A 13,653-nucleotide genomic window follows, 5' to 3' on the forward strand; every position below is an offset into this window, starting at 1 on the left:
GGCGAATATCGACGCCGCGCTGGCCCGCTGTGATGCCGATAATCCGGTGTTTTATGAGGATGAAGTCGATATAGACCTCAATCCCAAATTAGGAGCCGACTGGATGTTCAGAGCGCAGCAAAAGCGGGTTGTCACACCGGGGCAGAATGCCAAGCATTATCTGGCAGGCGTTCTCCACGCAGGCAACGGAAGGGTACTTTACGTCAGCGGGATCAAGAAAAACTCATCGCTGTTTATTGCCATGCTGGAAAAGCTGCGCCACCACTACCGACGAGCCAAAACCATCACGTTGATCCTCGATAACTACATCATTCACAAAAGCAAACAGACCGAGCGATGGTTGAAGAAGAATCCCAAGTTCTGCCTGGTATTCCAGCCAGTTTACAGTCCTTGGGTTAATCACATCGAACGGCTGTGGCACAAGTTACATGAAACCATCACGCGCAATCATCAATGCAGAGGGATGGCAAACCTGCTGGCCCGAGTGAAACACTTCATGGATACCGTGTCTCCTTTCCCGGGGAATGGCTATGGCACAGCGAAGGTGTAGCACTATTGGGATCAGTTATTTAGCTTGTTGGCGAGAAAAATTACTATTTGTTTTGAAATAGTCTTCAACATAACCGACTTGATAGGCCCCTACGTTTAGATGCCTTGCTGTGCCTTTGCCAAGGTTATTAAAATGAATTTTTTTATGAAAGTCGGGAGGGTCATTATATTGAGACTCCGAGAATCCAGAATAGTTATTAGATACGTATCCTACTATTTCTGCAACTATTGAGTTATCTATGAAACCAATATCTTCTGGTTTGGGGTAATAGCCACATATTTCTGCAATATTATCCTCAGGTAATTCCATGAAGACATCTTCTAACTCTGATGAAAGAAATACATCACAAACATCAAGATTGTACTGTGTCCGAAGTCTATTTAGTGTTGTGTATATCTCAGGATAGGCACCATGGTATTTATCATTGAACACGAAGTAGAATTCTCTAATTATGAAGTCATTTTCACATCTCCAATATGAAATCAAACCATCTAAATCTTCTTCAAGCTTTGATGTCGCAGCGGTAGGATTGCCAATTGGAGATTGGGGGGCATACACTTGATAATACTTTCCTTCGGATTTGATAAATCCATCATTTTTTCTATCACCAATACGTCCTTGTGGTTTTACTTTTTTAAAATCCTTGTTTGATGAACGCATTACATTGCAAAAAAGATCTTCGAATGCATTTCCATTTGATTCATGAATGCGCAATTTAAAAGCTTTACGTATATCTAATTTTTGCTGAACATCCATTAAATAGTTCCTATCACTACATCCTAGATGAATTTATTATCGGAGTAACTATTCCGTTTGTTTTTGGTAACAGAGGCGGTCAATAAATTAAGGTTGTAACTTACCTTTAGCAGATTTTCATGCGTAAATCTTATAGGGTAAAGCTACCGCCCCTGAATTCCAGCCTCCAGTCTGCTGCTTGTTACCTGCGTTTTGGCACTGGTTTGGTTCATGGCTGACTCCTGCGAGAGGTTGCCAAGCGGCTATGTTACCGAACGGGGCTTGGGTGAAAAGCGCAAGCGGGCCGTTTCCTGAGCAAGATCAATAAATTAATCATTAATGGGTTTAAATGTGGTCGCTCAACCGCTTGGGCCCATCAGGGCAGAGGGAAATCGGACAGTGAAACGGCAGTGTCGCCTTTTGCTGGCGGGCATTAAAAAACCTATGGGCCTGCGGGCCCATAGGGTTTTGCTGCGGTGATTGTTTGGGTAGTGGTTATCTGGCTTGGCGAACTGGCACGGCGCGGGTGGTGGCCACTTCGTAGCGGCTTTGGGTTGCCGGAGCGCCCTTCTGGAACTGGCGTACCAGCCGGTCGAGATCGCTTAACTGGTTGACCAGCTGGGTGATGCCGTGCACGGCGTGCTGGCTGCCGACGCTGGAGTCATCGGCCAGGGTCTTGATGCTGAGAACGTTGCGGTTGATCTCGGCGGTGACGTGGAACTGCTCCTGCACCGCCTGGGCAATCTGGCCGCTGCCGGAGGCCACCTGCTGCAGCATATCGTTGATCTGCTGGAGTATGGTGCCGGTCGCCGAGGCTTTTTGCTGGCAGCTTTCGGAGAGTTGGCAGCCCTTCTCCATCGCCTGCTCTGCATCCCCGGCGCTGGTTTGCAGCTCGGTGATCATCTTCTGGATCTCGCTGGTCGAGGATTGGGTCTTGATGGCGAGGGTGCGGATCTCGTCAGCAACTACCGAGAAACCGCGGCCCGCTTCGCCAGCCCGGGCCGCTTCAATGGCGGCGTTGAGGGCCAGCAGGTTGGTCTGGTTGGCGATGTTGTTGATCACATCGAGGATGCCATCGATATCGCGGCAATGGCCGACCAGCGCACTGATCACGCTCTTGGAGGTGGTCAGCTCGCTGTTCATGCCTGCCACGGCAGCCACGGTTTCGGCCACGCTACTGTTGCCGCTCTTGAACAGCACGGCTGTTTCATCCAGCAGGCTGGAGGAGTCAGTCGAGCTTTGCGACACCTCGCGAATGGATTCCGACATCTCGGTCACGGCGGTCGCTACCTGATTGGTTTCGGCCTGCTGCTGTTGCAGGTTGTCGGTGATGGATTCGGCGTTGCGCAGATCCCCCTCGGCGGCTTGCAGGATCTTGCTGCAGGTCTGTTGGGTGCGGGCCAGCACGGCGTTGAACTCGGCCTGATTCATCACCATCGAGAGTTCGATGGCGGCGATGTTGTCCACCTTGTTGGTGTAGAGCAGTTGCATCAGCGGGTTGTCAAAGCGGCTGCGGGCCATCTTGTTGAGCTTGCCGAGGCGGCGGGAGAGGGCATTCAGGGTGATGGCCGCTATCGCCAGCGGCAGGGCGACCAGCGCCAGTTGCCAGTTCATGTCGTGGTTGTAGCCAAGCGCAAACATGGCGAGCAGGCTCAGCAGCAGACAGAGGTTGATGGCCAGGGTATGGGAGAAGGTGGGCAGCTTAAGCGCCAGCGGTAGCTTGTTGTTGCGAAGGTCGGCATAGACCTTCTCGGCCCGCTGTTTGATCTCTTCGCTTGGGGCAGTGCGCACCGACTGATACTCCACCACCCGGCCGCTGGCATCCTTGATGGGGGTGACAAAGGCGCTGACCCAGTAGTGGTCGCCACTCTTGCAGCGATTTTTCACCGGCCCCATCCAGCTCTTGCCTTCGCGGATATGGTTCCACAGATCGGCAAAGGCCTGTTTCGGCATGTCAGGATGGCGCACCAGATTGTGGTGTTCCCCCACCAGCTCGTCGAGCTGGAAGCCTGCTATCTCGCAGAACTCCTCGTTGGCGTAGGTGATGCGGCTCTCCAGATCCGTGGTGGAAATCAGGCTCTGGTGGTCTGGATAGAGACGTTCTCTTTGGGTAACCGGTTGATTGATTCTCATGGCCTTGCTCCCGAGCTGTGATGGTTAAATTTTGATCTGCATCAAGACATCTGCAAAGGGCGGGCCAGCTGGCAAAAGCTAATGACTGATGTGTTATTAGTGCCGTTTTGGCAGGAAAAGATCGTTGCTGTTTGCAATATGCAACGGGTCTGACGGGGTGTGCCTCTGCGGCATCTGCAATTTGCAACCTATTCTGGACAAGCCCACAAGCTTGGAGCCAGCAGCTTGATGCGAAAGAACCACGAACCGACGGGGCATCAGCTGCCCCGCCAGAGCTCAGGGGAGAGGGTCGGGAGCGGGTGAGGAGGGGGTGCTGACGAGCTGCATCACTTCAATCTGGATACCCTGCACCAGCACGGTTTTCAGATCCTGCAGGTACTCCTCCAGCGGCGACTCTTGCAGCAGTTGGGCGAGCTCGTTGCCCACCGGGGTGAGCCGGTAGTAGAGCAGGGTGATGTTGTTCTGCTTGCACTGCAGCCGCCAGCGCTGGTTGCCAAACTCCAGCTCGACCCCATCGGCGGGCAGCGGGCCGGATTCCAGCTCCGCGCGATGCAGCAGCCCGAGCTCGAACAGCTGCAGCAGGGCGTTGTAGGGCAGCCGGTATTTGCCAAGGCCGAGGCGCGTCGCCTTGGCGCGACTCAGCAGGGTGGCCCCCTTGTGCAGCCCCAGCAGCAGTCGCTGCTCGTCGCTGCCGGTGTAGTGGCAAGTCAGTGAACAGATGCGCTGAAACAGCTGGGCCTCGCGCTGGGTCATCTCTTTGAGGGTGGCGAGCGCCCGAATGGAGAAGCGGCCCGGGGTGGCTACTTCCAGCGCGAAGATCCGCCCCCACAGCTGCTGCATCGGCACCATGCTGATATCTTCCGCCAGTTGCAGGAAGCGGGTCAGCCAGTCGCTGTCCATCTCGCCGCCGGCCGCGGTCTCTTCGCAGTGGCGGGAGGCCATCACCATGATGGCTTCCAGATTGCGCTGGCGGGCGGCCTGATCCGCCAGATGGCGAAAGTTGGCGCGCTGTTCGAAGGTGCTGTCGGTGTTGCGGGTGAGCATGCCGTCGATACCGCGACTGCGGGCCAGACGCAGGGTCTGCTCCTGGCTGCTCAGGATCGAACTCTCTTTTTTCGGGGGGGGGAGGTCTGCCATGCTGACTCCATTCGCACAGGTTCTGGAGCTGAATGTTACTCCAACCGGGATGCCAAGATAACAAAGCGGCCTCCGTGGAGGCCGCTTTTTTTGCAACGTGAGGATTACTCCTCGTAGACACTCACCTCGACCGCTTCCATCGAGTAGGAGGCGGTGGCCATCTCGTGGCTGGAGCTGACCGTGCGCATCTTGCCCTTCACCCAGATGGCATCCCACAGATCATCCACCGGTGCACCCTTGGGGTAGCTCACATAGATCACCTGATTGGTGGGGGGCGGCGGCACATGGATGCAGGCGCCGAAGTAGGGCACCAGCAGGAAGGCGGTGATCTTCTTGGCATCTCCTTCCAGCGGCACCACGAAGCCCGGAATGCGCACATCCTGGTTGTCCAGCTTCTTGTTTACCCCGCCCACCGGTTGCGGCACCGACATGGGATCTTCGTGATTGACCTGGGGTGGTGGCAGCAGTTTTTCCCCTTCCGGGATGAGCACATCCCAGTCGATGGTCTTGTAATCGGCGGCCAGGGCGGGCAGCACCAGCAGGCTGGCGAGCAGCGCCACAATTTTCCACTTCATCATCTGTCCTTCTGTTTCGATTTTGGGCGTCTCGCTAGACGCGAATGCTCATGCCATCGCTCAGGCTGTAGCGGTAAGCGCGGGCAGCAGGAAGCAGGCCAATCACCATGCCCGCCAGCCACACTACCCCCAGCAACTGCCACTCATAGGTGCTCGGCAGCCCCAGACTCAGTTGCAGGCCATAGTGGCTGAGCAGCCAGGGCGAGGCAAGCCCCTGCCCCAGATAGAGCACGGCGGCCCCGAGAGCGATGCCGACCGTGGTCAGCGCCATGGCCTCCAGCGCCAGCAGCAGGAACAGGTGGGCAGGGCCCGCGCCGAGGGATCGCAAAATGGCGAGCTCCCGACGCCGCTCGTTAAGCCCCGCCAGCAGGGTGGTCAGCATGCCGATAAGGCCCGCCACCACCACGAAACCGGCGATGACCGAGAGGGCGGTTTCCGCCACGCTCATCAGGCTCCACAGCTCCTGCAGGGCGGCCCCCGGCAGGATCGCCATCAATGGCTCCTTGGGATAGGTGTTGACGCTGCGTTGCAGCTGGAACGCCAGAATGCGGTTGCTCAGCCCCACCATAAAGGCGGTGATGGTTTTCGGGGTGAGGTCTTGCGCCAGCGCCTGCTCCGGCGTCACGTTCTTGCTGTGGCGGCCGGTATCCCAACCAAGATGGATCGCCTCTATCCCCGCCAGCGGCACATGGATGGTGCGATCGATGGGCGTACCGGTCGGCGCCAGAATACCCACCACCTTGAACGGCAGGTTGTCGTGCTGGCTGAAGGAGGTGTTGCCAGCACCGTGGGCGATGACGATGGATTGGTCGAGATGATAGCCGAGCTTCTCGGCCACCTGGGCGCCGAGTACCGCTTCAAACGGCGTCTCGAACGGCCGCCCTTCCCGCAGTTGCAGCGACTGCTGCTGACCGTACTTCAGGTGGGTGAAGTAGTCGCCATTGGTGCCGAGCACCCGAAATCCCTTGTGGGAGTCGCCAAGGGAGAGCGGGATGGTCCAGGCGACGCCGGGTTTCTGCTTGATGGCCTGATAGGAGTCCCACCCCACGTTGTTGGTGGGGTTGCCGATGCGAAACACCGAGTAGAGCAGCAGATTCACCTGACCGGAGCGGGCGCCGACGATGAGGTCGGTCCCCGAGACGGTGTTGGAGAAACTTTCGCGGGCCTGGGTGCGCACCCGCTCCACCCCGAGCAGCAGGGTGACGCTGATGGCGACGGCCAGCAGGGTGAGCCCGGCGGTAAGGCGGCGGGCCCAGAGACTTTGCAGGGCGAGCTTTAGCATGATGCCCTCCGGTTGAGCTGTTGCAGGTTTTCGACTCGCGGGAACAGGGGTTCGAGATAAGGGTCGTGACTGACGAAGATCAGGGTCGAGCCCTGCTTGTCGCACTCCTCGAACAACAGCTTGATAAAGGCGGCCCGGTTGTCGGTGTCGAGGGCCGAGGTGGGCTCGTCGGCGATCACCAGTGGCGGCGAGCCGATCAGCGCCCGTGCGGCAGCAACCCGCTGCTGCTGGCCAATGCTGAGGGCATGGACGGGGCGATGCAGAGCCTCATCCGGCAGTTGCAGCTCCGCCAGCAGACGGCGCGCCTCCTGCTCCGGGCTCCCTTGCAGGCGGGCCCGTTTGGCGGGCGAAAAGGTGAGGGCAGCGGTCACGTTGTCCTGCACCGAGAGAAAGGGCAGCAGATTGAACTGCTGGAAGATATAACCCAGATTGGCCGCCCGGAAGTGGTCACGGGCACGGCCAGAGAGCCGGGCCAATGGTTGGCCCAGCACCTCCAGGGTGCCGTGGTTGGCGGTCTGGATCCCGGCCAGCAACCCGAGCAGGGTCGACTTGCCAGAGCCCGACGGGCCCTTGATAAAGACCCGCTCACCCTCGCGGATGGTGAGGGCGGGCAGATCGAGTACAGCGTCGCCACCTGGCCAGGCAAAGGCCAGATCGCGGATCTCAACCACGGCTTTTTTCATGGCGTTACCAGCTCAGCTTGTTGGCGGACGGGGTCAGCTCGCCAGCGGTCTGGCCAGTGGGCAGGATCCCCTGCACGCTCAGCTTCTCAAGGCTCGGATAGACGCTAAACAGGGTTGCCTCAAGGCCAGTCAGTTTGGCCGGGGTGGCGCAGGTGTAGGTGTACATGGCGCCCATATCGGCGTGACCCGCTTCGTCATGATCATGGTGGTTTTCATGTTTGTCGCTGGTAGCCTTGTCATGGTCATGGTCATGGTCATGGTCATGGTCATGGTCGTGCTCTTCTTTGGCGGCTTGCAGCTCCTGCTGGGTCAGTTTGCAGCCAGCGGCCGGGTCGAAGCGGAACAGGGTGTCAGGCTGCTGGAGGCGGGCGACCGCTTTGGCATATTGCGCCTTCTCTTCATCGCTCTTGGCGGCGTGCTCGAAGCCCACCAGATCGGCAGCAGGGGCCTGCAGCTCGATCATCAATTGGTCGCCATCGACCACCAGATTGAGGTGGCCGTGGCCATGCTCGTGGGCGCCGTGGCTGTGGCTCTCGTGTTCGTCGTGATTGGCGTGTGCGCCAAAGGCCGCTGCGGCCAGCAACAGAGTAACTGCTTTCATCTTTAATCCTTTTTTCAAAAAAATAGTGAACTTAAACAAAGGGATAGATAAAAACAGAGGCGGGCGGCGCACGGATGGCATAGCTGTGAAGCGTGGCGGTATCTGCCGAGCGTTGCATGGTTGCAACTGCGGGCAGAACAGAGGTCGAACCGGGGAAACAATAGGGGGTAGCGGTGATGACCTGTTTGCCATCCAGATGGAGGGCGCAGACCAGGCAGTGATGGTCGTCGTGGCCGGGCAGGGCAGATTCAAACTGGTGCCGGGCAAGGGCAGGCTGCAGCCATAACCAGCCCAGCAGCAAGATCCAGATTTTCAGCTTGATACGACCCATAGACCCTTATGGAAAGGGCGCCATCAGCGCCCTTTCTCTCTGACTTAGAGATGGGACTTGATGAGCCCCATCACGGTAGCAATGTTGTTGGCATCGAGCTGGCCATCTTTGGCAAACAGCACCTTGCCCTCTTTATCCAGCAGGATGATCGCCGAGCTTTCCGGCGTCAGATCCCAAGCGTTGCGCGCCATGCCCTTGGCATCCAGCACCATGGCGGACCAGGGGAACTCTTTCTTGCTGTCCTCGGCACTGCTCTTCACGAAGCCGGAGGTGCCCCAGATGGCGTCATTGCTGTTGATGACGGTAACGGTCTGGTACTTGTCTTGCGGCAGTTTGGCGGCCTTGATCGCCTCGATCATCGGGGCGTTCAGCTCCTTGGCACTGGAGCGACCGGCAATATGCTGGATCAGAAACACCTTGCCGGTGAGCGAGGTGCTCTGCCACGGCTGGTAACCGATATCCTTGCCGTTCAGTACCAGCTCGCCCTTGTCGCTGACATTGACCAGCGGCACCGGGTTGCCATCCTTGAAGTTGTGAGCAAAGACCAGAGATGGCAGCAGCGCCAAAGTAAGTACGAGATGTTTCATCCTGATGACACTCCATTTGTTATGTTATAACGAGTTTCGGATTGAGGGAATGGGCGAGCTTCATCCTAAACTGATCGGATCTGTTTAAAAAGTGTTAAATTAGATCGCAATTCAGAAGCGTCAGCGCCACGCCAGTCAGGTGGTTGGCTGGCAAGGGCGGCTAGGATGGCATGACATCGATAAAAATCAATGAATTGGCTGCTGGTCTGAGCTCTCTGTGTCAGTAGAGCGATTCGCTGATGAGGGGGATCTTGGCCATGGTCATCTGCTGGGCCAGCAGGGACGAGCCGGTCAGCAGCACATGGCGCTGATTGTTGATCACCACCACATCACCGGGTACGCCACTGTCTGCCGTAATGGCCAGCCAGGCAGGGGAGACGCTGCCGATGCTGATATCCGGGTAGATGATGCTGAGCACATATTGCGGGGCCAGCTCCGCCAGCAGACTGGCCATCAGCAGCGCCTTCTCATCGCTGTCGGCCTTGTTATCTTGCAGTGCCTGCAGCGGCGGTGCGAAGTGATCCAGCTGCTCCGGCTGGGTGGGGATGGCGTTCAGCCACTCCTGCAGCAGGCTGACGCTGGTGGCGAGGTCCTTGGCCGCAAACTGCTGCGCCAGTGGCTTGAGGTGCCCTTTGAAGTGGTAGAAGAGCTGGGAGTAATCGGGTCGCACGCAAGGCAGTTTGCGATTGGCCGGATGGACGCAGGGGATCACCCTCATCTGGTAGAAGGCATCCTCCTGATACTGCTGGTAGGCTTGCCAGAACAGCAGCGACTCCATGCTGTCGTCCCGCAGGGTGAAGGCCTGCTCCAGATTGCGAAATTTGGTAGCGGTCTCGGGGCTGCTCTGATTGATCAGGTTGATGCTGTTGTAGAGCCGCGGGCTGATATAGGCGTAAAGGGTCTCCAGCGGATTGGTGAGGGAAGCTTTCAGCAGGCTCATCTCGTGGCGACTGGCGGCCATCACCTGATCGTCGGTGGTCAGCTGGAAGTGCTTGCGCTGGCCATCGGTGGATTGCCACTGCCAGCTCATGTTGATTTCGCTGGCGTTGCTTGTAGCACCAAGAGTGGTGCAGAGAGTGAGGCTGAGCAACAGCGCGGGGGTCAGCTTCATGGTGGTGCTTCCTGCCGTGGACGATAATTAACAACTAGGTGAGCCGGCACCACTTTGGTGATGTTTCGTTTTGTGATCTGGATAACAGATTGATGTGACTTTTAATTTAATTGTGAAATTAAGTCACTCTGGAGGGGTTATGAAGCCTTGGATCATAGTGCTGTTTGGGCTGCTCAGCCTGCCAGCCATGGCGGGTCAGGTGATCGTCAACAAGGGGATGTCCATTGCGGATACCTTTGCCCTGCGTGATCAGCTGGCACGCGAGCACGAATGGCAGAAGTGGCTGCGCTACCAGCAGGCCATCAAGTGGCTGGAGGTGTTGCCGGTCAACTGCGAGCTGATGAGCCAGCCCGGCGGCGGCTATCGCTGTGGCGGTGATTACTATCGTCCCTACCAGAAAGATGGTCGTGAAATATACATTCAGGGCAATCCTGCCGGAGATGCGGCCGGTCAGCTGCCGCAAACACCGACAAAAAAGGCGCCATAAGGCGCCTTTTTCATTCCGGGTGACGCTTACTTGGCAGCGTAACGCTCGGCAGAGGTCTTGATCTCGGCTTCGGCAGCGGCCTTGTCGCCCCAACCTTCCACCTTGACCCATTTGCCCGCTTCCAGCTCTTTGTAGCGCTCGAAGAAGTGCTGGATCTGGGCTTTCAGCAGTTCCGGCAGATCGTTCACATCCTGGATGTGGTCGTACTGCTTGGTCAGCTTGGAGTGCGGTACAGCGACGATCTTGGCATCTTCGCCAGATTCATCGGTCATCTTCAGCACGCCAACTGGACGGCAGCGAATGACGGAACCGGCCAGCAGCGGGTAGGGGGTCGGAACCAGTACGTCGACGGGGTCACCATCCAGAGAGAGGGTCGCGTTCACGTAGCCGTAGTTGCACGGATAGAACATCGGGGTAGACATGAAGCGATCGACGAAAATAGCACCGCTGTCCTTGTCGACTTCGTATTTGATCGGGTCGGCATTCTGCGGGATTTCGATGATGACATAGATATCGTCGGGCAGGCTCTTGCCGGCCGGTACCAGGTTCAGGCTCATGATAATTCCTTCGTTGTTAGTATCAGGTTTGCAGGCCGATATTATAGCGATGTGATGTTAAATGACCATATTTCAGCGGCTATCGCTAACAAAGAAGGGGGATGTTTCCTGTTTGCGGCGCGTTGATGTGTGCAGGATGCAACAAAACGGCTGTTTTGATGCCCTGCCGCTGACCTTGGTCACCGGCAGGGCATGTGAAGTGCGAGCAAAGGCGGTCAGAGCGAGTAGGGGAGTCTCGATTCGTTGACCAGTCGCGACAGGGCTGTCACTACATGAGGGTCAAACTGGGTGCCGGAGCGGGACTGGATATACTCCATGGTCTGCGCCAGCGTCCAGGGCTCCTTGTAGGGGCGCTTGCTGAGCAGGGCATCGAATACATCGACTACCGCCACAATCCGCGCCGACAGCGGGATCTGCTGGCCTGCCAGCTGCTGCGGGTAGCCTTTACCATCGAAGTGCTCATGGTGGCCCCGGGCGATCTCTGCCCCCAGCGAGAGGTAGCTGGTTCCCTCCACCATTTCGCCCGCCTTGTGCAGGATATTGGCGCCGATACCTGCGTGCTGCTCCATGATGGCCCGCTCTTCCGGGTCGAAACGGCCGGGCTTGTGCAGGATATGATCCGGGGTGCCCACCTTGCCCACATCGTGCAGGATGGAAGCCATGCCGATCATCTCGACAAACTCCGGGGTCAGCTGCTCAGGATAGGCCGCCATCTTCTTCAATTCGGCCACGATGGCATCCGAGAGCTTCTGTACCCGCAAGACATGCTCGCCGGTATCGGAGTCGCGAAACTCCGCCAGCGCCGCCAGTGCCACCACGGTGGCCTCTTGGGCGCGCAGCAACTGGTTGTAGAGATAGAGGTTGTCGTAGGCCGCCGAGATGCGCTGGCAGAAGACATCCAGCAGATCGCATTCGAGGGGATCGAGAGGCTGGGTCGGGGTAAAACTCAACACGAACTCGCGACCATTCTGGGCGGCGATATAGAGGGAGTCCTGCGGGTGTTCAAAGCGGTTGCAGCGCGTCGCCAGTGCCTTCAGAACCGAGTCATTGAGGGTGGGAAAGTCGGTGATCTTGCCATCATCCAGCAGAGTCTCGTAGTCGCCGGTGGCGGCGAGGATCTCCAGCCCCTGTTCGCCGGGACGGCGCTCGGCGCAGATAGCCCCTTCGGTGCCCACATCGAGAATGGCGCTGATCTGTTTCAGCACGCCGGAGGCAAACTCCTTGAGTGAATGAAGATGGTAGAGATCGCCCGCCCCTTCCAGAATTTTGCCGAGCCCTTGGCGACTCTTGTCGATGGCGCTGAGAGTTTCGTATGAACGCAGGGATGCGATGACGGTGGTATAGAGCTTTTGTACCGTCAGCTCGGTCTTTGTCTTGTAGTCGTTGATGTCGTAATCGAGGATCACCCGCTGCTCGGGGGCTTGGCCGGGTTGGCCGGTACGCAGCACGATCCGCACCAGCGAGTTGTGCATTTCGTTGCGGATCCGGTGCACCAGCCGCAGACCTGCATCTTCGGTCTCCATCACCACATCGAGCAGGATCAGTGCAATCCTGGGATTGGCCTCCAGCATGCGGCCAGCTTCGGCGCCGCTGTAGGCATTGAGCAGCTCCAGCGGACGGGATTTGTAGTGAATGTTGGAGAGGGCCAGGCGGGTGGCATGATGGATATCCGGCTCATCATCCACGATCAGCACTTGCCATGGGTTGAGTGCCTTGGGGACCACGACCTCCTCATCATCGAGTTCGATGATGTCGTCGTCCAGCAAGATATCGTCCTTGTCTTGGGCACTGCTCATATCGGTTACGCCTCCGGCGCTCAATGAGTATGTGAACAGTATGCACGATCACATCCGCTCGGATCATCAGGATAAGTAGATATCGTGAGCTGGCTCCGCCTCTTTATCGCTACTCGAAAGGTTCCAGATACCCCTGGATCGACTTCTTCAACCAGGCCAACACCTTGCCGTGATAGGCGTTTTCCGCCAGATAGACCCCGTAATCCCGCCACTGCAGGCTGAACTTGTGTTTCAGAGTCAGCAGGGAGCCTTGTCGCAGCTGGCTCTGGATCAGTGGCGAGGGGAGCACTGCCCAGCCCAGCCCGTCCAGCACCGCATTGCGCATCAACTCGAAGCTGGAGAGGCCGATATGCTGGCCCCCTACTGGCAACAGGCTTTTTACCGAAAATTCATCTACATACGAGAGGGTGACCTGGGTGTGATCGGTCAGATCCTGCTGTTTGACCCGCTTCAGTCCGGCCAGCGGATGGCTTGGCGCCACCACCATCAGGGTGCGGATCGGGTTGAGCACGTCGATATTGAGGCCGCTGCGCTCCTGATCTTCGGTAATGAGGCCAAAGGCGGCATCGACGAACCCCTCTTCCACCAGCGCTGGCAGTTCAGGCGGAGAGGCGAGCACCAGCGAGATACTGGTGCCGGGAAACTGGTTGTGCAGGCTGGCCAGCATCTCGCGCCACACCGGCTCGGGAATGGCGTCATCACGGGCGACTCGCAGCGCCACTTCGGCCCCCGAGGCGTAATGTTTGCATTTCTGCTGCAAGCTGTTGGCCGCCTGCAGCAGGCGAGTGCAATCATCAAGCACCAGCTCGCCGATCTCGGTCAGCCGACTCTGATTGGCGCCTCGTTCAAAAAGTTCGACGCCAAGCTCAACTTCCAGCGCCGCGATGGCGGTGCTGACGGCGCTGCGGCTTTTGCCGAGGCGACGGGCGGTGTTGGCAATTGAGCCGCTATTAGCTGACTCTACAAAGAGTTCTATCTGATATAGCTTCATCTTTTACAGGCCATGACGGATTTTTTCACCATCACCTTAGCGTGCCGAACCAAGGCAAGGCAAATCTTTAGCGTCGGAATAGTCGACGCTGAGCGAT

14 protein-coding genes and 1 pseudogene are annotated in these 13,653 nt (G+C 57.7%); 2 read left to right on the forward strand and 13 right to left on the reverse strand.

Features of this window, described 5'->3' with window-relative positions:
• Positions 1-550 (forward strand): annotated as a pseudogene (locus tag AB5Y67_RS13275) (IS630-like element ISAhy2 family transposase); the annotation flags it as partial.
• A 15-nt stretch (positions 551-565) separates the two neighbouring features.
• On the opposite strand, the gene AB5Y67_RS13280 reads toward AB5Y67_RS13275, so the two are convergent.
• The 10 genes from AB5Y67_RS13280 to AB5Y67_RS13325 all read right to left on the reverse strand — a co-directional run bounded on the left by AB5Y67_RS13280 (position 566) and on the right by AB5Y67_RS13325 (position 9,725).
• A complete protein-coding gene (locus AB5Y67_RS13280) occupies positions 566-1,306 on the reverse strand; it encodes an ABC-three component system protein (protein ID WP_368207838.1) in 741 nt (246 codons plus the stop codon).
• Positions 1,307-1,780: 474 nt separating this feature from the next.
• Positions 1,781-3,418 (reverse strand): PAS domain-containing methyl-accepting chemotaxis protein, encoded by a 1,638-nt coding sequence (locus AB5Y67_RS13285; protein ID WP_101529639.1) that lies wholly within the window; start codon positions 3,416-3,418, stop codon positions 1,781-1,783.
• A gap of 276 nt (positions 3,419-3,694) precedes the next feature.
• Complete coding sequence (locus AB5Y67_RS13290; RefSeq protein WP_199427618.1) at positions 3,695-4,555, reverse strand: TIGR03899 family protein; 861 nt, start codon at positions 4,553-4,555, stop codon at positions 3,695-3,697.
• A gap of 104 nt (positions 4,556-4,659) precedes the next feature.
• On the reverse strand, positions 4,660-5,133 hold the full coding sequence (locus AB5Y67_RS13295) for a DUF3299 domain-containing protein (RefSeq protein ID WP_026034852.1): 474 nt from the start codon (positions 5,131-5,133) through the stop codon (positions 4,660-4,662).
• Positions 5,134-5,164: 31 nt separating this feature from the next.
• Positions 5,165-6,412, reverse strand: coding sequence for an ABC transporter permease (locus AB5Y67_RS13300; protein ID WP_199427619.1), 1,248 nt, complete (start codon positions 6,410-6,412; stop codon positions 5,165-5,167).
• Positions 6,406-7,095, reverse strand: coding sequence for an ABC transporter ATP-binding protein (locus AB5Y67_RS13305; protein ID WP_005362918.1), 690 nt, complete (start codon positions 7,093-7,095; stop codon positions 6,406-6,408). Before AB5Y67_RS13305 ends, AB5Y67_RS13300 begins: the two co-directional genes overlap by 7 nt.
• A 4-nt stretch (positions 7,096-7,099) precedes the next feature.
• A complete protein-coding gene (locus AB5Y67_RS13310) occupies positions 7,100-7,696 on the reverse strand; it encodes a DUF2796 domain-containing protein (protein ID WP_325794065.1) in 597 nt (198 codons plus the stop codon).
• 31 nt (positions 7,697-7,727) lie between these two features.
• The gene (locus tag AB5Y67_RS13315) at positions 7,728-8,027 is read right to left on the reverse strand and encodes a DUF2607 family protein (RefSeq protein ID WP_199427620.1); all 300 of its coding nucleotides are present in this window, start codon (positions 8,025-8,027) and stop codon (positions 7,728-7,730) included.
• A gap of 44 nt (positions 8,028-8,071) precedes the next feature.
• Entirely contained in the window at positions 8,072-8,614 is a 543-nt protein-coding gene (locus AB5Y67_RS13320; protein ID WP_005343253.1) for a YtfJ family protein, read from the reverse strand.
• A gap of 220 nt (positions 8,615-8,834) precedes the next feature.
• Entirely contained in the window at positions 8,835-9,725 is an 891-nt protein-coding gene (locus AB5Y67_RS13325) for a hypothetical protein (protein ID WP_005335678.1), read from the reverse strand.
• 139 nt (positions 9,726-9,864) lie between these two features.
• On the opposite strand from AB5Y67_RS13325, the gene AB5Y67_RS13330 reads away from it, so the two are divergent.
• Positions 9,865-10,212 carry a hypothetical protein gene (locus AB5Y67_RS13330; protein WP_101529635.1) on the forward strand — a complete coding sequence of 116 codons (348 nt, stop codon included), beginning with the start codon at positions 9,865-9,867 and terminating at the stop codon, positions 10,210-10,212.
• A gap of 26 nt (positions 10,213-10,238) precedes the next feature.
• On the opposite strand, the gene ppa is transcribed toward AB5Y67_RS13330, so the two are convergent.
• The 3 genes from ppa to AB5Y67_RS13345 form a co-directional block, all read right to left on the reverse strand.
• Positions 10,239-10,769, reverse strand: coding sequence for an inorganic diphosphatase (ppa, locus tag AB5Y67_RS13335; protein WP_005335667.1), 531 nt, complete (start codon positions 10,767-10,769; stop codon positions 10,239-10,241).
• A 215-nt stretch (positions 10,770-10,984) separates the two neighbouring features.
• Positions 10,985-12,565, reverse strand: coding sequence for a DUF3369 domain-containing protein (locus tag AB5Y67_RS13340; RefSeq protein WP_150389615.1), 1,581 nt, complete (start codon positions 12,563-12,565; stop codon positions 10,985-10,987).
• Positions 12,566-12,674: 109 nt separating this feature from the next.
• The gene (locus tag AB5Y67_RS13345) at positions 12,675-13,556 is read right to left on the reverse strand and encodes a LysR family transcriptional regulator (protein WP_005354677.1); all 882 of its coding nucleotides are present in this window, start codon (positions 13,554-13,556) and stop codon (positions 12,675-12,677) included.
• Positions 13,557-13,653: the final 97 nt, after the last annotated feature.

This window comes from Aeromonas sp. s12 (genome assembly GCF_040907925.1).
GTDB classification, from domain to species: domain Bacteria; phylum Pseudomonadota; class Gammaproteobacteria; order Enterobacterales; family Aeromonadaceae; genus Aeromonas; species Aeromonas veronii.

Bases quoted from the DNA above. Each gene is read 5' to 3' on its own strand.
- ppa (WP_005335667.1), bottom strand. From the start codon at position 10,769: ATGAGCCTGAACCTGGTACCGGCCGGCAAGAGCCTGCCCGACGATATC.
- AB5Y67_RS13280 (WP_368207838.1), bottom strand. From the start codon at position 1,306: ATGGATGTTCAGCAAAAATTAGATATACGTAAAGCTTTTAAATTGCGC.
- AB5Y67_RS13305 (WP_005362918.1), bottom strand. From the start codon at position 7,095: ATGAAAAAAGCCGTGGTTGAGATCCGCGATCTGGCCTTTGCCTGGCCA.
- AB5Y67_RS13315 (WP_199427620.1), bottom strand. From the start codon at position 8,027: ATGGGTCGTATCAAGCTGAAAATCTGGATCTTGCTGCTGGGCTGGTTA.
- AB5Y67_RS13320 (WP_005343253.1), bottom strand. From the start codon at position 8,614: ATGAAACATCTCGTACTTACTTTGGCGCTGCTGCCATCTCTGGTCTTT.
- AB5Y67_RS13290 (WP_199427618.1), bottom strand. From the start codon at position 4,555: ATGGCAGACCTCCCCCCCCCGAAAAAAGAGAGTTCGATCCTGAGCAGC.
- AB5Y67_RS13340 (WP_150389615.1), bottom strand. From the start codon at position 12,565: ATGAGCAGTGCCCAAGACAAGGACGATATCTTGCTGGACGACGACATC.
- AB5Y67_RS13285 (WP_101529639.1), bottom strand. From the start codon at position 3,418: ATGAGAATCAATCAACCGGTTACCCAAAGAGAACGTCTCTATCCAGAC.
- AB5Y67_RS13330 (WP_101529635.1), top strand. From the start codon at position 9,865: ATGAAGCCTTGGATCATAGTGCTGTTTGGGCTGCTCAGCCTGCCAGCC.
- AB5Y67_RS13310 (WP_325794065.1), bottom strand. From the start codon at position 7,696: ATGAAAGCAGTTACTCTGTTGCTGGCCGCAGCGGCCTTTGGCGCACAC.
- AB5Y67_RS13295 (WP_026034852.1), bottom strand. From the start codon at position 5,133: ATGATGAAGTGGAAAATTGTGGCGCTGCTCGCCAGCCTGCTGGTGCTG.
- AB5Y67_RS13325 (WP_005335678.1), bottom strand. From the start codon at position 9,725: ATGAAGCTGACCCCCGCGCTGTTGCTCAGCCTCACTCTCTGCACCACT.
- AB5Y67_RS13345 (WP_005354677.1), bottom strand. From the start codon at position 13,556: ATGAAGCTATATCAGATAGAACTCTTTGTAGAGTCAGCTAATAGCGGC.
- AB5Y67_RS13300 (WP_199427619.1), bottom strand. From the start codon at position 6,412: ATGCTAAAGCTCGCCCTGCAAAGTCTCTGGGCCCGCCGCCTTACCGCC.